At 70.1% G+C, this 19,149-nt stretch carries 14 protein-coding genes; 7 read left to right on the top strand and 7 right to left on the bottom strand.

Annotated elements, in window-relative coordinates; translation table 11 throughout:
• Window positions 1–3: 3 nt before the first annotated feature.
• Window positions 4–858: a YihY/virulence factor BrkB family protein gene (locus B0I29_RS17155; protein ID WP_245972576.1), complete on the top strand. Its 855-nt coding sequence runs from the start codon at window positions 4–6 to the stop codon at window positions 856–858.
• On the opposite strand, the gene B0I29_RS17160 is transcribed toward B0I29_RS17155, so the two are convergent.
• A complete protein-coding gene (locus tag B0I29_RS17160; RefSeq protein WP_111650007.1) occupies window positions 844–3,378 on the bottom strand; it encodes a winged helix-turn-helix domain-containing protein in 2,535 nt (844 codons plus the stop codon). The two genes, B0I29_RS17155 and B0I29_RS17160, sit on opposite strands and share 15 nt — an antisense overlap.
• Window positions 3,379–3,897: 519 nt before the next feature.
• Here B0I29_RS17160 and B0I29_RS17165 point away from each other — a divergent pair.
• Window positions 3,898–4,338 (top strand): DUF7144 family membrane protein, encoded by a 441-nt coding sequence (locus tag B0I29_RS17165; protein ID WP_111650008.1) that lies wholly within the window; start codon window positions 3,898–3,900, stop codon window positions 4,336–4,338.
• Between the two features lie 6 nt (window positions 4,339–4,344).
• Here the strand turns inward: B0I29_RS17165 and B0I29_RS17170 are convergent, their stop codons facing one another.
• The 5 genes from B0I29_RS17170 to B0I29_RS17190 form a co-directional block, all read right to left on the bottom strand.
• Complete coding sequence (locus B0I29_RS17170) at window positions 4,345–7,017, bottom strand: winged helix-turn-helix domain-containing protein (RefSeq protein ID WP_111650009.1); 2,673 nt, start codon at window positions 7,015–7,017, stop codon at window positions 4,345–4,347.
• A gap of 112 nt (window positions 7,018–7,129) precedes the next feature.
• Window positions 7,130–8,599: an alpha-amylase family protein gene (locus B0I29_RS17175; protein ID WP_111650010.1), complete on the bottom strand. Its 1,470-nt coding sequence runs from the start codon at window positions 8,597–8,599 to the stop codon at window positions 7,130–7,132.
• A complete protein-coding gene (locus tag B0I29_RS17180; RefSeq protein ID WP_111650011.1) occupies window positions 8,596–11,277 on the bottom strand; it encodes an MGH1-like glycoside hydrolase domain-containing protein in 2,682 nt (893 codons plus the stop codon). Before B0I29_RS17180 ends, B0I29_RS17175 begins: the two co-directional genes overlap by 4 nt.
• Window positions 11,278–11,298: 21 nt before the next feature.
• Entirely contained in the window at window positions 11,299–12,999 is a 1,701-nt protein-coding gene (locus B0I29_RS17185) for a SulP family inorganic anion transporter (protein ID WP_111650012.1), read from the bottom strand.
• A gap of 74 nt (window positions 13,000–13,073) precedes the next feature.
• Entirely contained in the window at window positions 13,074–13,565 is a 492-nt protein-coding gene (locus B0I29_RS17190; RefSeq protein ID WP_111650013.1) for a DUF1269 domain-containing protein, read from the bottom strand.
• A 235-nt stretch (window positions 13,566–13,800) separates the two neighbouring features.
• Here B0I29_RS17190 and B0I29_RS17195 point away from each other — a divergent pair, with 235 nt between their 5' ends.
• The 5 genes from B0I29_RS17195 to B0I29_RS17215 are packed head-to-tail and all read left to right on the top strand — an operon-like array spanning window position 13,801 to window position 17,503.
• On the top strand, window positions 13,801–14,076 hold the full coding sequence (locus tag B0I29_RS17195) for a hypothetical protein (protein ID WP_181557843.1): 276 nt from the start codon (window positions 13,801–13,803) through the stop codon (window positions 14,074–14,076).
• Between the two features lie 11 nt (window positions 14,077–14,087).
• On the top strand, window positions 14,088–14,531 hold the full coding sequence (locus B0I29_RS17200; RefSeq protein ID WP_111650014.1) for a DUF7144 family membrane protein: 444 nt from the start codon (window positions 14,088–14,090) through the stop codon (window positions 14,529–14,531).
• 22 nt (window positions 14,532–14,553) lie between these two features.
• Entirely contained in the window at window positions 14,554–15,618 is a 1,065-nt protein-coding gene (locus B0I29_RS17205; RefSeq protein WP_245972577.1) for an AI-2E family transporter, read from the top strand.
• Window positions 15,615–16,112: a DUF1269 domain-containing protein gene (locus tag B0I29_RS17210; RefSeq protein ID WP_111650016.1), complete on the top strand. Its 498-nt coding sequence runs from the start codon at window positions 15,615–15,617 to the stop codon at window positions 16,110–16,112. Before B0I29_RS17205 ends, B0I29_RS17210 begins: the two co-directional genes overlap by 4 nt.
• Window positions 16,109–17,503: a DUF2252 domain-containing protein gene (locus B0I29_RS17215; RefSeq protein WP_111650017.1), complete on the top strand. Its 1,395-nt coding sequence runs from the start codon at window positions 16,109–16,111 to the stop codon at window positions 17,501–17,503. The genes B0I29_RS17210 and B0I29_RS17215 overlap by 4 nt, the downstream gene beginning before the upstream one ends.
• Window positions 17,504–17,582: 79 nt before the next feature.
• Here B0I29_RS17215 and B0I29_RS17220 read toward each other — a convergent pair whose 3' ends face one another.
• On the bottom strand, window positions 17,583–18,953 hold the full coding sequence (locus B0I29_RS17220; RefSeq protein WP_245972578.1) for a hypothetical protein: 1,371 nt from the start codon (window positions 18,951–18,953) through the stop codon (window positions 17,583–17,585).
• Window positions 18,954–19,149 lie beyond the last annotated feature (196 nt).

Genomic DNA, 19,149 nt, shown 5'->3' on the forward strand with positions numbered 1-19,149 from the left:
AGAGTGACCGAGCCCGACCGCCGTTTCACACCCGGGACAGTGCTCGCCGCGGTTCCCCGGCGGCTGCGCCCGCAGGCGGCGCTGATCCTCGGCAACCGGGCCGGGGACCTGCTGTTGCGCACCGCTGGCGAACTGTTCCGGGTGCAGATCTTCGACCGGTCGATGACCCTTGCCGCGCAGGCCTTCACCTCGATCTTTCCGCTGCTCATCATGCTGGGCGCGCTGGCCGGCCACCGGGCAAGGGACGAGCTGGACGAGGTGCTCCAGGTGCCGGACAGCAGCGCCCGGCTGATCGACGAGGCACTGAGCGGCAGCCGCAGCAACGCGTTCGGTGTGGTCGGCAGCCTCATCGTGATCGTCTCGGCGACCGGCCTGGCCCGGGCGCTGACCCGGTCCTACCGGGCGATCTGGTCCGAGTCCGGCCGCCGGGCCGGGCCGGCGGCCACCGCCTGGCAGATCGGAACCATCCTGCTGCTGGTGCTCTTCATGGTCGGCGCACGGACGCTGGCCTGGGTCAGCGGCCTGCTGCCCGCGCCGCACGTCACCGGGGCGGTGCTGACCCTGGTCGCCGACTTCGCGCTGGCCGTCCTGCTGCCCCGGATCCTGCTCGGACCCGGTCTGCCCCGAGCCCGCCTGCTCGTCTCCGGGCTGATCTTCGGAGCCGCGATGATCGGCGTCCGGTCGGTGGGCACGGTCTATCTGCCGCGGGCGTTGCAGGCCAGCGCCGATCGGTACGGAACGATCGGGCTGGCCTTCACCTACATCGGCTGGCTCTATGTGCTGTCGTTCTGCCTGCTGCTCTGCGCGGTGGCCGGCAGCGTGCTGACCGGCCACCGCACCGGGTCAGAGGAGCCCTAGCTGGCGGCTCAGCACCACCGCCTCACGGCGCCGCCCGGCACCGAGCTTGCGGTAGATCGAGCGCATGTGCGCCTTGACCGTGTTCACCGAGATGCCGAGGTTCTCGGCGATCTCCGCCGCGGTCAGCACGGTCGGCAGATATTTCAGGACCTCCTGCTCCCGCTCACTCAGCGGGCCGGCGGCCGGTGTTCCCCCGATGATCGGGATCTCTCCGGTGATCTCGGCGAGCACGTTGTCGCCGGCCGGGCCGCGCGCCTCGTTCAGCCACTGCTGCCGTTCGGCCAGGACCAGCATGCGCGGCGCGCCGAACCGGCGGAACGGCTGCCGGATCAGCTCGGGCTCGGCCTCGGCCAGCGCCCGGGACAGCGCCTCACCGGCCCGGCCACCGTGCCCCTGCGCGTCGGCGGCGAGCGCCGTGAGGATCCAGGCGGAGACCGCCGACACCCGGTCCGAGCCCTCCCGGACCCGGGCCAGCAACTCCTCGGCCGCCGCCGGGTCGCCGCTGTCCTGGTACGCGCGAGCCAGGCAGACCTGTTCGGCGGGCATCAGGGCCGGCACTGCCGGGCGGTGCGCGTACCGGGTGATGACCGCGGCGGGGTCGCCGAGGGCCAGGTCGGCCTCAGCCATCCCGAGTCCCAGCAACCGGACGAGCAGGGAGGCCGTGAAGTGTGGCCCGGCCTCGGCGAGAGCCCGGTACAGCACCGCCCGGGCCGCCAGCGGCTCCCGGCGGTCGAGCAGCAGCCGGGCCCGGACCAGCGCCACCACCACCGCCGGCGCCGCCTCCGGCTCGTCGCCGATCGCGTGCAGCCCCCGGCGCAGCAGGCTCTCCGTCTCGGCCTCGCGGCCGCGCTCGGCTTCGGTCAGGGCCCGGGTCAGGTACGCCACCGCGGACGCCGGCCGGGTCTTCGCGTCGATCCGGCCGGCCAGATCGATCGCGGCGTTCGCGTGCTCGTCCGCGGCGTTCAGCGCGCCCTGGAGATGGACCAGCAGCGACAGGTGCGCGAGCGCGTTGATCTCGACGAGTGGAACCCCGGCGGACCGGCCGGCCGACGCGGCGGCCCAGAGGAACCGCTCGGCGTGGTCCAGCCGTCCGGTCCAGAGCAGGCCGGCACCCTTGTGGTTGAGCGCCATGGCCCGGTAATGCAGGCGGGCGGGCACCTGGTCCCAGCGCAGCGTGGTCAGCTCGTCGAGCAACTGGGAGGAGACCGCCACCAGGTGGGGCATGTCGCCCCGCCAGCGGATCACCACGCCGCTCTCCAGCACGTTCAGCGCCAGATCGACCACGGCGCGGTACCGGGGGCCACGCCCGGCGAGCAACGTCCGCGCCCGGGCGATCCGCTGGGGCACCGAAGCGACGTCATGATCCGCGAAAGCCATCAGGGCCGCGCAGAACGACAGCTCGGCGCTCTCCATCAGTCGTTCCGCCGGGATGCGCCGGAGCACGGCGATGAAATCCTCCCGGTCGACCGAGGCGAACAGCTGCAGCCCGTGATCGACCACCAGGCGTGCCACGAACTCCCAGTCACCGCCGGCGGCGGCGTGGGTGATCGCGACCAGGCCGTTGCCCTTGGCGGCGAACCATTGCGCGGTCAGCAGGTGCAGCTGCGGCACACGCTCGGGCTCGACGATGGAGATCTGATGGCGCAGCGCGGCGCGGAACATGCCGTGATAGCGGAACCAGCGGCTCATCCCGATCCGCTCGACGAACAGGTTCGACTGGGCCAGGCGTTCCAGGGTCCGATGGCCGTAATTCTGACCGGTGAGCACCTCGGCCAGCTCGCCGCAGATCCGGTCGGTCAGGCTGGTGCTCAGCAGGAACTCCCGGAACTGCGGCGGCTGGGTGGCGAGCACTTCCCGTACCAGGTAGTCCTCGATCGCCTTGCCGCCGAGATCCTCCAGACCGAGCCGCAGCCCGGCACCCCAGCCCTCGGCGCGCCGCACCCTGACGGCCACCTCCTCCACGGAGGGCCGGCGGCCCTGGAGCGCCAGCAACTGGGATGCCTCGTCGACCCGGAACGCGAGCGCGGCGGCACCGATCTCGGTGAGCTCCCCGGCCGCGCGGAGCCGATGCAGGGGCACACCCGGCTCGGTCCGGCTGATCAGCACGAACCGCAGCCGGTCGGGCATGGTGTGCAGAATGCCGGCGAGGTCGTTGAGCACCTGCGGGTCGGTCACCTCGTGCAGGTCGTCGAGGACCAGGACGGTCACCTGGGGCAGGCCGGCCAGTCCGGAGACAAGGCGGCGGAACAGGGCGGGGTCGTCGTCGGCGGCGCGCGATCCGGTGTCCGGCAGACCGCTGCCGGCGGCGCGCAAGGCCATGATCAGATCCGACCGGAACACCACCGGGTTGTTGTGCCGGGCCTCCAGCGTGAGCCAGGCGACCGGCCCGGACAGCGACCGGGTGCCCGCCCAGGAGGCGGCGAGAGCGGTCTTGCCCCAGCCCGGCCCGGCACAGATCACCGTGACAGCCCGGCGCACACCGGCGTCGAGCGCCTCGGCGAGCCGCGGTCGCCACAGCACCCCGTGCGGCGACCTCGGTCTCGCCACCAGCCTTGGCCGGGCGACGGGTATCGGAATGGAAAGTGCCTTTCGTGCCGCTTCCGTCATGTAGCCACCACCCCCAAGGGCACGATGCGGCCTCTGGCGCCCCACTTCGCGGTAGTGGCGCCCGCCCGTGCCCGGTCCTTGAAGCCGTCGTGGTCCTTGAAGCCGTCGTGGTCCGCCGACACGTAGCGTGATCTGTCGCCGTGGATTCATCGCCAGTGAGTCCACATTGAACAATCATTACTACGCAGAGTGAGACACCGAGAACCTTTCGCCGCCACAGAAGCACAGAAAGTAGGCGGACGACAACCCCTCGTATTCGGTAAATTCAGGAACCTGGTGCTCAACATGCAAGTTGCATGTTTGATCAGAGCACCAGAACTTCAGCTTGCTGAAAGACAGGGCAACTCGCGTGGCACGTTCACCCGGCCCGCATGAGGCGGTGAACCCGCCCGCTCAGGTCTCCTGATAGGACCACGACGAGGGAGACGAACGATGTCGAGCAGTTACGCCACGGAACGCCCCGCCAACACCGGACCGGCTCCGGACACCACCGGCTGGATCGGCCTGGTGGTCTTCGCCGGAATCATGATGCTCATCCTGGGCACCTTCCAGGTCGCCGAGGGCGTGACCGCCCTGTACCGCGAGGAGGTGTACCTGGTCACCGCGGACGGGCACCTGCTCGACCTGGATTACACGGTCTGGGGCTGGGTGCATCTGGTCTTCGGACTGATCACGCTCGCCAGCGGCGCCGGGATCCTTCTCGGCCAGACCTGGGCCCGGGTCACCGGCATCATCATCGCCGGCATCGGCGCCCTGCTGCACTTCTCCTTCCTGGCCGCCGCGCCGGTCTGGTGCTCCATCCTGATCTGCATGGACATTCTGGTCATCTACGCGCTCGCGGCACACGGCCGTGACGTGCGCCGCAAGCGCTGAGGCACCTCAGATCAGCTTGAGCGACCGGGCCCGGCGCACCGCCTCGTTGCGCCGGGAGGCCGACAGTTTCCGCAGGATGCTCCGCACATGCGTCTTCACGGTGTTGACCGAGACGTACAGCGTCGCGGCGATCTCCTCGGTCGGGAGCATCGCCGCCATCCCCCGCAGCACGTCGAGCTCCCGCTTACTCAGCGCCTCCACGACCACCGGTTCGGCGTCCGCCACCGCGGCGGACGCGCCGGCCTGGGAAGGTACCGGCGTGACACCCAGTGCCCCGAACTGCACGGCCAGCCGCTCGTCGTCGCGCAGCAGCCGGCGCAGCTGGCCCCACGCCTGATGCACCGGGCGCCGCTGGTTCTCGGCCCCGGCCACTCGCAGCGCGCGCCGCAACGCCTCCCGGGCGCCCGAGGCGTCCTCGCCCTGCGCCGCGACGACGGCCAGCAAGAGCCAGGCGTCGAGGGCCACCGGTGCCGGCACACCCACGGCGTCGGCGGTGGTACGGGCCAGGTCATACGCGTTCCGGGTGTCGCCGCGTCTCATCGCGAGCGCGGCATGCACCACCGCCACGTCAGGCGAGGATGTCTCCGGGCACCGCCCCAGCAACTCGGCCGCGTGGTCCGGATGCCCGCCCGCGATCAGAAGCCGGGCTTGTCCGAGCAGCACCTCACGGGTCAGCCAGCGGGGCGCTGTCATCTCGGCGGCGGCCACCTCCGCCGCCCGCAACGTGTTGACCGCAGCGCGCAACTCGCCACGGGTGTGCAGGCGACGAGCTCGCACCACGGCGTACCCGAGCATCGCGGGCGCGCCGGAATCCGGGCCGCAGAGTGGCTGGGCCGCTCGCAGGTGCCGGTCGGCGGCCTCGATGTCGTACCGCTCCAGGGCCACCCACGCCAGCGCCACCTCGGCGACGCCCGGTCGTTCGGTCCGGCCCATCCCCGCCTCGGCCGCCAGGTCCAGAGCCTGCCGTGCGGTGTGCTCGGCCCGGCTCAGCCGCCCCCGGTACGCCTCGATCAGGGCCAGCTGCGCCAGGCTGCCGATCCGCACCACGTCGCACCCGGGCACGATGCTCGCGGCCGCGTCGGTCAGCACATCCACTGCTGCGTCGACGGATCCCATGCTGTTCAGGGCGGATCCCTCCGCGGTCCGCAGCAGGACCCGCAGCTCGGGGTGGCGGGCCAGCCGTTCGGGTGGGGCCACCGCGAGGAACGTCTCGGCGACCGCGACCAGTTCGCTCACCCGCTCGGGTTCCGGCCCGTCGGCCAGGAGCAGGATCTGGACGAGGAAGCCGGTCAGGGTGAGCCCGTCACCGCAGGTGCTGCCGTGTACGGCGAGCAGTTTGCCGGCGTACGCCAGAAGGTCGGCGGCCCGGTCCGGCCGCCGGTCACCGTAAGCGATCGCGGCCTGGACCATCACCGCCTCCGGCAACTCCATGTGCTCCGGCATCCCGGCGAAAAGCCTGCCCAGCCGGCCTGAACCACCCTCGATCACCAGGCGGCCCACCGCGTAGTCCTCGACCACCATGCCGGCGGCCGAACCCCAGTCGCCGGCCTGCGCCGCGTGGCCGACCGCCTCCACGAGCCGGCCCTGCTCGGACAGCCAGGCCGCCGCCCGGGTGTGCAGCATCGGCACCTCGTCCGGCTCGGCCCAGGCCAGCTGCGCCCTCAGCAGCTCGGCGAAGAGCCGGTGGTACCGGTACAGGTCGGAGCCCGTGCCCACCGGCTGGATGAACGCGTTCTCCCGGGTCAGGGTGCTGAGCAGCCGGCTCGCGTCGGACCGGTCGGTGACCGCCGCGGCCAGCGCCGGGGTGAAGGTGTCCAGCACGCTCGTCTCCAGCAGGAACCGGCGCACCTCCGGCGTCTGCAGGCGCAGCACCTCACCGACGAAGTAGTCGGCGATCGTCGACTCATCCCCCGAGATCGTGTCGACCAGGCGTTTCACGTCCGGGCTGTTCTGCAGCGCGCAGGCGCAGAGCCGGATGCCGGCCGCCCAGCCCTCGGTGTGCTCCAACAGTTTCGCCAGCTCCGCAGCCCCGAGGTCGACCCCGTGCAGCACCATCAGCTCGGCTGCCTCGTCCGAGCTGAACGCCAGATCGGCGGTGCGCAGCTCGTGGAGCTGTCCGGCGAGGCGGTACCGGTACAGCGGCAGCGGCGGGTCCCACCGGCCGGTCAGCACCACCCGCAGCTGCCGCGCGTGGCTGATCAGGAAGTCCAGCCCCAGGGCCCACTCCCGGCCGGGCAGTTGCGAGGCGTTGTCGAGGATCAGCACGACCGGCGCCGGCTGCTCGTCGATCGCGGCGGCCAGGCGGCTGATGACCGCCCGGCCGGCCGTGCCACCTGGCACGGCGGGAACGGCCACACCGGCCCGGCGCAGCCCTTCGATCACATAGGTCCAGAAGGCCGAGGGTTGTTCGTCACCGGTCTCCAGGCTGATCCAGGCGATCGGCCAGTCCACCGCACCGCTGGTCACCCAGGTGGCCAGCAGCTGCGTCTTGCCGCTGCCGGCCAACCCGGTGACCAGGGTGACCGGACCCTGCACGCCCTCGGTCATCCGGGCGAGCAGGGCGGGACGGGCCACCATGAACGGCGGTGCCGCCGGAACCATGAACTTGGAGTCCAGTAACGAACTGTCCGCGTCGAAACCGGACCCACCGGGCAGATCCGCGATCAGTTCTGTGGACACATTGTTTCCTTCCGAGAGACGACCCCATTCGATCTCCTCGTTCAGACTCGTCGGGGTGACTCACCCGCGCATCGTCCGGATCGGATAGTCGTGACCCTCGGTGTGGCGATCATTACTCCACGGTCAGGACGTGTGCCCCCCACGCCGGAAGGTCGACGAAGACCCCGTTCGCCACGAGATCGTCACCGTCGCGTTCGAACACCCGGCCGTCGAGCACGTTGGTCAGCCGCCACGCGCGCCCGCCGAGCGCCGACCAGGGCAGCTCCACCATGCCCTGCGACGGGTGCGCCGCGAAGTTGACCACGATCACGTGTTGCGGGATGCCGTTGTCGTACCAGGCCCAGGCCAGGAGGTCCTGGTGCGACGCGTTGTCCGGCCAGCCGTGGCAGTCGAGCATCCGCCAGTCACCCCGGCGCAGGCGCGCGGCCAGCGCGAGCAGCCGGTGATAGAACTCGCGCAGGCCCAGGTCGGCCGGCTCGTCGCGGTACCGGCCCAGGAACACCGGCAGGTGCGCCCGGCGTCCCTCGAACTGGCCGTCGTGCCAGAGGACCGCGCCGGGCAGCGTCGCCACGGCGATCGCGGCGGCGCGGTCCCGGCCGGCCGGCATCGTGGTGGCGGCCCGGGGCTCGTCGTGGTTCTCCAGGAAGCGGATCAGCCGGTCCTGGTAATCGCGGCCGGCGGTGAGGTGGGAGCGGACCGCGCCGGCGTTCTCGTGCACGAGCCGGTCGTAGAGCCGCTTGTCGTAACAGAAGTCGAAGCCCTGCTGCTGGAGCGTCCACTCCATGTCCCAGTACGCCTCGGCGATCAGCACCAGATCCGGGTTGACCGCCCGGATCCGCGCGAAGATCGACGGCCAGAACTCCTCGGCGGGCGCCGGGCCGGCGTACTTTCCCCAGGTGCGGGCGAAGATCTCATTGGTGAGCAGCATGGCCATGTCGCAGCGCACGCCGTCGCACTGCTCGCCGATGCCGATCAGCGCCTCCGCTGTCGCCTCCCGCAGACCGGGCTCGAACGCGTTCAGCTGAGCCACGTCCGGCCAGGCCGGGAAGAGCGGGTCCCGGCCGTGCGCCAGCACCCGGCCACCGGCGGTGAACCAGCTCGCCGGGTCGGCGGCGAGGTCCTCGGGGGTGCCCTGGATGAACCACTCCGGGTGCTGCACGGTCCCGGGATGGTCCGGGGCGGTGTGGTTCGGCACGTAGTCGAGCACCAGGCGCAGCCCTCGCGAGTTCAGCTCGGCGCGCGCTTTCGCCAGCCCGTCGCGGCCGCCGAGCCGGTCGTCGGCGGAGTACCGGCGCACGCAGTACGGCGAACCGACCACGTCGTCCGGGGTGAAATCGGGCAGCGCCTGCCGGAAGGCCTGCTGGAGGCCCTCGTTCGTGTGGGCCAGCGCCAGCCCGGCCGGGCTGCGCTCCCAGACGCCCATCAGCCAGACCGCGTCCAGCCCGTCGGCCGCCACCTCGTCCCAGATCTCGCCCGGGACCTCGCCCAGGGTGACCGTGCGGCCCAGCCGGCGGCTCAGACCCTCCAGCCACGGCCACGTGTCGATCTCGTAGATCGTCGGGGAAGAAGGCCACCCGCTCATGTCTGCTCCTCCGTGTTCACCACGGGAAGCTGGTGCAGCATCCCGGCCATCCCCTGATCCAGCAGGTGCGTCCCGGCCAGCCCGGCGAAGACGTTGGGGAAGAGCGCGACCAGCCCGGTCCAGCCGGTCTGATGAGCCGCGCCGAGACCCGCGCCGTTGTCGCCGTGGAAGTACTCCGAGAACAAGATCAAATCGCGCCAGTGCTCCGAGGCGAAGACCTTCTGGCCACCGTAACAGGGCCGCTCGCCGGAGGCGCCGGGCAGGAAGATTCGGGTCTGCCGGTCGGAGAGCTCCCGGGCCACCTCGAACAGGTTCTTCTGCTCGCCGGAGCCGGTCGGGCACTCGACGGTGAACTCGTCGCCGTACGCGAGATACAGGTTGAGCAGCGCCCGGATCATCAGCACGTTGGCGGGGAACCAGATCGGCCCGCGCCAGTTGGAGTTGCCGCCGAACATCGCGCTGTCCGACTCGGCCGGCTGGTACCGGACCTCGAACGTATGGTCGCCGACCCGGAACTCGAACGGATGCTCGGCGTGGTGCCGGGAGAGCGACCGGATGCCGTACGGGCTGAGGAACTCGTTCTCATCCAGGAGCCTCGTCAGGATCCGGCGCAGACGGGTCTCGTCGAAGAGCGCCAGCAGGTGTTCGCCTCGCTGTCCGCGTACCCGGCCCGGCATCAGCACCGAGCTCACGCTGGGGTGCCGGTCCACGAAGTCCCGCATGTTGTCGAGGAGCTGCGGGTGCCGGGTGGTCAGCCCCGGGTCGTACACGGTGGCGGCGGCGAGCGGGAGCAGGCCGACCAGCGAGCGCACCCGCAACCGCTGCGCGCTGCCGTCCGGCAGCCGGAGCAGGTCGTAGAAGAAGCCGTCCTCCTCGTCCCACATGGCCGCGCTGCCGGTCTCGTGGTTGACCGCCACCGCGATCCAGGCGAAGTGCTCGAAGTACGCCTGCGCCTGCTCGGCGTAGACCGCGTCGGTCAGCGACAGCTCCAGGGCGATCTTGAGCATGCTCTGGCAGTACAGCGCCATCCACGCGGTGCCGTCCGCCTGGTCCAGGTATCCCCCGGTGGGCAGCGGCGCGCTGCGGTCGAAGACGCCGATGTTGTCCAGCCCGAGGAAGCCGCCCTGGAAGACGTTGTTGCCGTCGTGGTCCTTGCGGTTCACCCACCAGGTGAAGTTCTTCGCCAGCTTGTGGAACATCGACTCCAGCCAGGCGTGGTCACCGACGCCGTTGCGGGCCTTGTCCAGGTCGTAGACGAGGTGGGTGGCCCAGGCGTGCACCGGCGGGTTGACGTCGCTGAAGTTCCATTCGTACGCCGGGATCTGCCCGCTCGGGTGCAGGTACCGGCGGCTCATCAGCAGGTCGAGCTGGGTCTTGGCGAAGCCGAGGTCGACAAGGCTCAGGGCGATCGTGTGGAAGGCCAGGTCCCAGGCCGCGAACCAGGGGTACTCCCACTTGTCCGGCATCGAGATCACGTCGTGGCAGATCATGTGGAACCAGTCGCCGTTGCGCAGGTCGCGGGCCTGCAGCGGGTCCCGGCCGTGCTCGGTGAGCCAGCGCTCCACGTCGTAACCGAAGTACTGCTTGCTCCAGAGCATGCCGGCCATCGCCTGCCGGGCCACCTGGCGCTCGCCGTCGCTCAGCGCCGGCGCGAAGCACTCGGCGTAGAACTCGTCGGCCTCGGCGATCCGCCGGTCGAAGATCTGATCCACCTCAGATGGCGACAAATCACCCAGGGTCTGACTGAAACGCAACCGGATGACCGCGGAGCCGCCCGCCGGGATATCGGTGAAGACATCGAACGCGGCCTTCGTCCCCGTCTCCGCCGGGTTCACCGCCTCCTTCTCACCGCCGATCACGTACCGATGGAAAGCGTCCTTGCGGAACGCGCCGTCCGTCTCGTTCTCGGTGAACAGCAGCGGGTGGTCGCCCGCGATGGCGAGGAAACGTGTCCCGGTCCGCTCGTGGGTGGCCTCGATCGCCGCCCGGCCGGGCACCGCGCGCAGCGACGGCCGGGCGCCCTCGGCGGTCCCCCACGACCAGGTGTTACGGAACCAGATCGTCGGCAGGACCCGCAGCGTCGCCTCCTCCGGCCCGCGGTTGTGCACGGTGATCCGGGCCAGGATGTCCTCCGGGCCGTCCTTCGCGTACTCCACCACCACGTCGAAGTAGCGGTCGTCGGCGAAGATCCCGGTGTCCAGCAGTTCATACTCGAAGCCGTCGCGTCCCCGCTCGCCGTTCGTCGCGACCAGGTCGTTGTACGGGAACTCGCGCTGCGGATACTTGTAGACCATCTTCTGGTACGAGTGGGTGGGCGTCGCGTCGACGTAGAACCAGTACTCCTTGACGTCCTCGCCGTGGTTGCCCTCGCTGTTGGTCAGCCCGAAGTACCGCTCCTTGAGGATCGGATCGCGACCGTTCCACAGCGCCAGTCCCAGGCAGACCGACTGCTCCTCGTCGCAGAACCCGGCGATGCCGTCCTCACCCCACCGGTACGCCCGGGAGCGCGACTCGTCGTGACTGAGAAAGTTCCAGGCGTCCTGGTCCTGGCTGTAGTCCTCACGGACGGTGCCCCACTGACGCTCGCTGAGATAGGGACCCCAGCGCCGCCAGGGCTTGGTGCCGGTGTCGGCGTCGTGCAGGCGCCGATGCTCGGCGCCGGAATGAGAGGTGGCCATGTCGTCAGGGTCGGCGCGTCGTCAGCCGGTGGGCTCCCCCGGCAGGGATGAAATCATGCGGTACGCCGCGACCGCGTCCTCCACCGTCGGATAGAAGTGCTCCGGATCGATGGTGCGGGTCAGCCCGTACCGATCGATCTTCTCCCGGACCGGGCTCTTCATCTCCGCGAAGATCATCGAGATCCCGGCGCTGTTCAACTCCTCGTCGAGGTCCTCCAGCATGTCCGCGGCGGTGGTGTCCACATCGGTGATCGGCTCGGCGGCCACCAGGATCCACCTCGGAGCCGGGTCCTGCCGCGCCAGATGCCGGATCTCCTCACGGAACGTCCGGGCGTTCGCGAAGATGAGCGGCGCGTCGAAGCGGAACATCGTCAGGCCCGGGATCTGCGCGGCGTCCGGATACTCACGCAGGTCGTGGTAACCGTCCACGCCGTCGGCCCGGCCCAGCACCGCCCGGTACGGCCACCACAGCCGGCGGAACACGTTGAGCACCGACAGCACGACCGCCACCAGGATGCCGGGCAGCACGCCGAGCAGCGCGACACCGAGGAAGGCCGCCACCGCCAGGGCGAACTCGATGCGCCGCTGCCGCCACAGCCGCCGCAGCCCGGCCGGATCGGCCAGTGACAGCGACGCCGCGATCACCACGGCGGCCAGCATCGGCTGCGGCAGATCCTTGAGCAGGCCCGGCGCCAGCACGAGCATCAGCGTGATCGCCCCGGCGCCGACCACGCCGGTGAGCTGGCTGCGGGCGCCGGCGGTGAACGCCACCGCCGTACGCGAACCGCTGGTGCTGACCGGGAAACCCTGGAAGAAGCCGGAGGCGATGTTCGCCGCGCCGATGCCGATCATCTCCTGGTTGCCGCGGACCTCCTGGCCGCTGCGCTCGGCGAACGCCGATGCCGTGGAGATCGTGTCGGTCACCGAGACCAGGGTGATGCCGAGCGCGCCGGCGGCCAGCAGACCCAGGTCCGACCAGGACACCGAGGGGATGTCGAACGGCGGGAAACCCTGCGGCAGCGGGCCGACCACGTCGACGTCGCCGACGCCCAGGAAGACCACCGCCGCGATCCCGCCGAGGACCGCGATCAGGATGCCCGGCACCTTCGGCAGGAAACGCTGCAACAGCAGGATCACCAGCAGGCCGCCGGCGCCGATCGCCAGCGCGGCCGGCACCGTGTCACCGGCCGCCACACCCTCGACGAAACCCCTCGTCTCGGCGATCAGCCCCTCGCCGTCCACCGAGAAACCGAACAGTTTCGGCAGCTGGCCGATGAAGATGGTCAGCGCCAGTCCGTTGACGTACCCGAGCTGCGTCGGGTGGGACAGCAGGTCGGCGATGAAACCGAGCTTGGCCGCTCCGGCGACCGTCATGAACAGCCCGACCAGCAGGCCGAGCATCGAGGCGAGCGCGACCGCCCTGGCCGGGTCGCCGTCCGAGGCGGCGATCGGCAGGATCACCGCGGCGATCATCGGGCCGAGCGACGAGTCCGGGCCGAGGACCAGAACCCGTGACGGGCCGAAGACCGCGTACGCCAGCAGGCACAGGATCGACGTGTAGAGCCCGGTGATCGCGGGCAGGCCGGCCAGTTCGGCGTACGCCATGCCCTGCGGGACCAGCAGCGTGGTCAGCACGATGCCGGCCAGCACGTCTCTCGGCAGCCAGGCCGGCTGATAGGTGGACACGGCCTTCAGACCGGGGATCCAGTCGGCCGCTGCCATGTCTCACTCCTCGATAGAGCCACGAGGGACGCCGCCCAGGTGCACCCGGGCGGCGTCCAGACGATGATCGAACGTTACTGCGGCGCGCCGTGCAGCGCTTCCTGAAGCTCCGCCTCGGCCTCCTTGGACAGCGACGACTTGATCACGGTGCCGCCGAACTTGCTCAGCGCCTCGACCGCCTTGTCCGGGGTGACCGCCTCGACGACCAGGAACAGCGCGGACGTGCCGGGCTGGAGCTCGTCCCGGATCCGGTCCTGGAACTCCTTGCTGATCGCGTTCTTGGTGAGCTTGCCGGTCAGCGCGCCCAGTCCGGCGCCGATCGCCATGCCCAGCACCGGGATGAAGAAGAGCATGCCGAAGAGCAGCCCCCAGAACATCCCCCAGGTCGTGCCGCCGGCGACAGCATGGTGGTTCGTCGTGACGTGGAACTTGCCCTCGCGGTCCCGGATGATCGCAGCGATCGCGTCCGGCTGGATGATCAGGTCTTTTGCCAGCCGACCGGCTTCCAGCGACGCCGCCGTAGCCGTGGTCTCGTCGGGATACCCGATGGCGACCAGAGTTGACATTGCGTTCTCCTCTCGTGCTGTGCCGCCGCGGCGCGGCACGGCGTCTGGAATCAGTGAGCCACGGCCGCGATCGACGCTCCTCATTCCGCGCGGATGACTTCCGCGCCCTGCCGGGCGCACCTCCGCACGCTGCGTGCGCCCGCTGCGAGCCGTTCATCCCTGACGGACGAGGCATGGGTACGCCCATGTGGACGACGGTCGAAGGCCAGCGATCACACGACGAAGGAGCAGGGTGATGGCAGAGCACTACGTGATCAGGGTCCGCGGCTTTCTCGGGCCTCTGTTGCGGAGGGCGTTCAGTGATCTGCGCTGCCGGACGCTGCCGTCGCAGAGCACGATCCGCGCCCGGCTCTCCGACCGTGACCTGGAACGGCTGCTCACCGACCTGGACCGCTCCGGCCTCGAGGTGGTCTGCCTGAACCGTGTCCCCTCCGGTTCATTCGCCACGGATGGCGTGCCCGCGCCCGGCTCCGGACCACGATCGGGGCTCAGCCGCAATACCTCTGACTGAGGAGATGGAGCATGACGGACACAGAGTCCAAACGGTCGTACGACGACCCGCCGTACACCACCGGGCGGCATCAGCCCTCCGGATGGGTAGGCATGGTGGTATTCGCCGGCGTCATGCTGTTGATGCTCGGCGGGTTCCAGATCATCGAGGGGCTCGTCGCCCTCTTCCGCGACGACTTCTACGTCACCACCGACGCGGGCCTGGTCATCCCGATGGACTTCAGCGCCTGGGGCTGGACCCACTTGATCATCGGCCTGATCACGCTCGGCACCGGCTTCGGAATCCTGTTCGGACAGACCTGGGCCCGTGTGGTCGGCGTCGTCATCGCGGTGTTCAGCTCGCTGGCCAACCTGGCGTTCCTTCCGGCGTACCCGGTCTGGGCGACGATCGTGATCGCCCTTGACGTGCTGGTCATCTACGCGCTCACCGCACATGGCCGTGAGGTCCGGTACTGACGCCCGGCAGGGCAGGACCGTTGTGCAGCAGCCGGTCCTGCCCCGCGGCGTCATCGTGCTGCTCGGCACCGCCTGCATGGTCGTCGTGGTCGCCGGGATGCGCGGGGTCGCCGACCTGATCGGCCCGGTTTTCCTGGCTCTCATGCTCACCGTCACGGTCAGCCCGATCACCGGCTGGCTCCGCCGGCACGGCGCGCCCGTCTGGGTGGCACTGACCGCGATGATCATCACGGTCAACCTGATCCTGATCGGCCTGGGCGCCGCCCTGGCCGTCTCGGTGGCGCAGCTGATCAACATGATGCCGCAGTACGCCGCCCAGTTCGCTGAGCTGCGCGACAGCCTCGTACAGGGCCTGGGCGGGCTCGGGATCAGCGCGGCCCAGCTTCAGGACGCGGTGGCCGGCGCCGACCCGAACACCGTGGTCAACGTGATCGAGAGCCTGCTCGGTGGTCTCGCCGGCACCCTGTCGAGCACGTTCTTCCTGCTCGCCTGCCTGCTCTTCATGTGCCTCGACGCCGTGTCGTTCCCGGAACGGCTCCGCGCCACGACGGACGAGCGGCCCCAGGTGGTCGGGGCGTTCCGGTCGTTCGCCCAGGGCACCCGGCGTTACCTGTGGGTGTCGACGGTCTTCGGCCTGATCGTCGCGGTCGTCGACACGCTCGCGCTCTGGGCTCTCGGCGTACCGCTGCCGCTGCTCTGGGGCCTGCTCTCGTTCATCACCAACTACATCCCGAACATCGGCTTCGTGATCGGGCTGATCCCGCCGGCCCTGCTCGGTCTTCTGCAGGGCGGCCCGGAGCTGATGCTGGCCGTGATCGCCGTCTACTGCCTGGTCAATTTCGTGATCCAGTCGGTGATCCAGCCGAAGATCGTCGGCAACGCGGTCGGCCTCTCGGCGACGGTCTCCTTCTTGTCCCTGATCTTCTGGGCCTGGGTCCTGGGTGGGCTCGGCGCACTGCTGGCGATCCCGCTGACCCTGCTGGCTAAGGGTTTGCTCGTCGACATCGACCCGGATACCCGCTGGGTGAACGTCCTGCTCTCCAGCGACACACAGCCTCCGTCCGAACCCGCGAGGAGCACCTCATGACCACGTTCACGGTATGGAAATTCGACGACCCGGACCGCGCCGAGCAGATGTCTGAAATCCTCCACTCGGCGGCCTCCGACGGCCTCGTGAAGATCGTCGACTACACGGTCGTCACCTGGCCCGAAGGCGCCGAGAAACCGGAGACCCACCACGAGCACGCGGGCACCGCGCGGCACGTCGGCTGGGGCGCGTTCTGGGGCGTCGTGATCGGCGGCCTCTTCCTCGTGCCCATCGCGGGCGGCGTGCTCGGCGCCGGCATCGGTGCCCTCGACAAGACGTTGCAGGGCACCGGCATCGGCCGCGACGAGCTGGAACGCATCCGCACCCAGATCACGCCGGGCACGTCCGCGCTGTTCCTGGTCACCGACCACGGCAATCTCGACCGGCTCGGCGAGCGTTTCCACGGCCTGCACAGCAAGCTGATCGCGACGAATCTGACCGAGGGCGAGGAGGAGATCCTGCTCGAGGCGTTCGGCGGGGGCGGGGCCCGATGACGCGTACCCTCGGAAGCCGGGAACCGGCGGCACGCGCGGCAGCAGGCCGCGCCGCTCGCGAGATCGCGCCGCTCGAGGGACACGCCGAGTACGCGCCTGCCGGCGGCCGCGTGGATCCGATCACGCTGGTCACGTCGGACGAGGCGGACCGCCTCGCGGAACTGCTGCCGATCAGGCACGCCCGGATGGCGCTCTCGCCGCTCGCGTTCCTGCGCGGCTCCGCCGGGGTGATGGCGGCCGACCTCGCGGCGGCGCCGCACTCCGGGCTGCTCACCCAGCTCTGCGGTGACGCCCACCTGTTCAACTTCGGGGTGTACGCCTCACCCGAGCGCCGCCTCGTCTTCGATCTCAACGACTTCGACGAGACGTACCCGGGCCCGTTCGAATGGGACGTCAAACGCCTGGCCGCCAGCATCGCGCTGGCCGGCCGGGCGAACGGCTTCCGGCGCAAGGACCGGGCCGCTGCCGTCCGTTTCGCCGGACGGCGTTACCGCGAGGCGATGACCGAGTTCGCGGCGATGCGCGAGCTGGACCTCTGGTACGCCCGTGCCGACATGGAGGACCTCCGGGAACAGTTCGGCGACCGGCTCGGCAAGAGCCGGCTGGCCCGGCTCACCAAGGCCGGCGCGAAAGCACGGACCCGGACGAGCCTGCAGGCCTATCGGAAACTCACCGCCGTGATCGACGGCGAACGCCGGATCGTCGCCGATCCACCACTGCTCGTCCCGGTTCAGGACCTGGTGCCGGACCTGGCCCGCAAGCAGCTGGAAAGCCAGATCCGCGGCCTGCTGGACGGTTTCCGGGAAAGCCTGGCCGAGGACCGGCGACGGCTGTTCGACGCGTTCGAGTTCGTCGACCTGGCCCGCAAGGTGGTCGGGGTGGGCAGCGTCGGCACCCGCTGCTGGATCGTGCTGCTGACCGGCCGGGACGACGAGGACCCTCTGCTGCTGCAGGTGAAGGAGGCCGGGCCGTCGGTGCTGGCGACCGGCCCGTCGGACGTTCCGGAGGGACGCCGGGTGGTCGCCGGGCAGCGGCTCATGCAGGCGGCCAGCGACATCTTCCTGGGCTGGCACCGGCTTGAGGGTTTCGACGGCCGGACCCGCGACTTCTACGTGCGCCAGCTGCGGGACTGGAAAGGCGGCGGGGTGGTCGAGGAGATGGACGTGACCGGGATGAGCGCGTACGGCGGGCTCTGCGCCTGGACACTGGCCCGCGCGCACGCACGCTGCGGCGACCGGATCGCGATCGCCTCCTATCTCGGTGCGAGCGACACCTTCGACAAGGCGCTCGTTTCGTACGCCGAGCTCTACGCGGATCAGGCCGAACGCGACCACGCGGCGTTCGCCGGGGCGGTCGAGGAGGGCCGGCTGAGCAGCCAGCCGGGCATCTGAGACGCCGGAGCGGCATATCGACAATGTGGCTACACCCACTGCGGGTGTAGCCACATCCGTAGTGGGTGTAGCACAGAAATCACACCGTGGATTCGGTGGGCCCGTATTGACGGGCCATCAGCGTCACGGCCACCTCGAACGCCGCCAGCAGGATCACGATCACCAGCAGACCGGTCCACGACGACCAGATCAGCGCGGCCAGCACCGCCACCACCAGCCCGCCGATCCGCACCGGGTCGAGGTTGCGGGAGACGAAGCCAGGCCCGCGATCGGCCACGACGCGGCCGCCCGCCGCCATGCCCCGCCAACCAGCCGCGGATCCGCGCCGGACCTGACCGCGCAGCCACACCGGGATCCGGCCAGGCCCGGCCAGGTAACCGATCAGCGCCAGCAGCACCCCGATGATGATCAGCTGGACACCGCGTTCCCGGAGCAGGCTGAACACGGTGGTCACGGCCGCATCGACGCCGTCACGATAAACACCGCCCGGAACGGCTTCGAGGATTTCCCGCCGGACCGCCCGGAGCACGACAGTGATCGCCACCGCGGCGATCACCAGCCACAGTCCCAGCTGGACCATGGTCCGCCGGCGGCCGGGCGACACCACGAACGCGGCGATCAACAGAACGAGCGTCAGGGCGACAAATCCCGCTAAATACCGTTTTGCTGTGACTACCGCCTGCTGTGCCTCGTACAGCTGCCCGGAATCGTAGACGGTGAACTGCGCGAAGTTCGCCGGGAGCGTCACGCCCACCGCTTCTTCGATCCGCAACCGCAGGTTGGCCGGGATCTCCCCACTGCTGAGGTCGGGCAACGTCACCGTCTTGCCGAACAGGGTGGGCAACTGTGCGCTCAACTCCCGCAGCACCTGATTGATCAGTGGCAGCAGGTCGATCTGGACGCTGTCACTCGCCGCCGTCACCACCTCGCTCCGCCCCTCCAGCACGGCTAGCGCGCGCTGATGGAGCTGCTGATTCAGCGACACCCAGATCACCTGGAACCGGTCGCTGCCGAGCACGTTCTGCACGGTTTTGCGTACCTGCTCGCGGAGCTGCCCGGCGATCGGCCCGGCCACGAACGCCGCCTGCGCCGGCAACACCTCCCGCAGCCGCTGCTCCACGTCGACGACAGCGAAGACCTCGGTGGTGGCGTACTCGGCGACTGCCGCGTTCACCCTCGGATCAGCCGGCAGCGGCGCGATCGTCGCCACCCATCGATCGGTGTCCAGCGTCGTGCGTGCGGCCCACAGGCCCACGACGCTCGTCACCAGCGCGAACGCGGCCAGCGCAACCAGCATGGCGGCAAGGGCCGAGCGAATGGTCCGGGCCGTCTGCCGCTTCCGGGGACGTGCGTCCAGCTGGGCGCGCAACGCGGCCACCTCGGCCTTGAGGCGCGAGACCTCCAGATCATCGGGTACGACGGACGGCTCCTCGTCAACCGGAATCGTCATGGCCTCTCCTCACCTTGGCTCAGTGCGCCGGCGAGGGCGCCCGATCGCGCGGGCGTCGGGGCGCTCCCGCCGGCTCCGCCGACCTTCCCGGACCACTGGGCACCGCACCTCACCCGCCGCGGATGAACGCCACAACTGGCACCGAGTTCATCCGCGGCGGGTGAGTTTGTCCCGCCGCCGGTCGCGCAGGCTGAGC

Source organism: Actinoplanes lutulentus (assembly GCF_003259845.1).
Classification (GTDB): domain Bacteria; phylum Actinomycetota; class Actinomycetes; order Mycobacteriales; family Micromonosporaceae; genus Actinoplanes; species Actinoplanes lutulentus.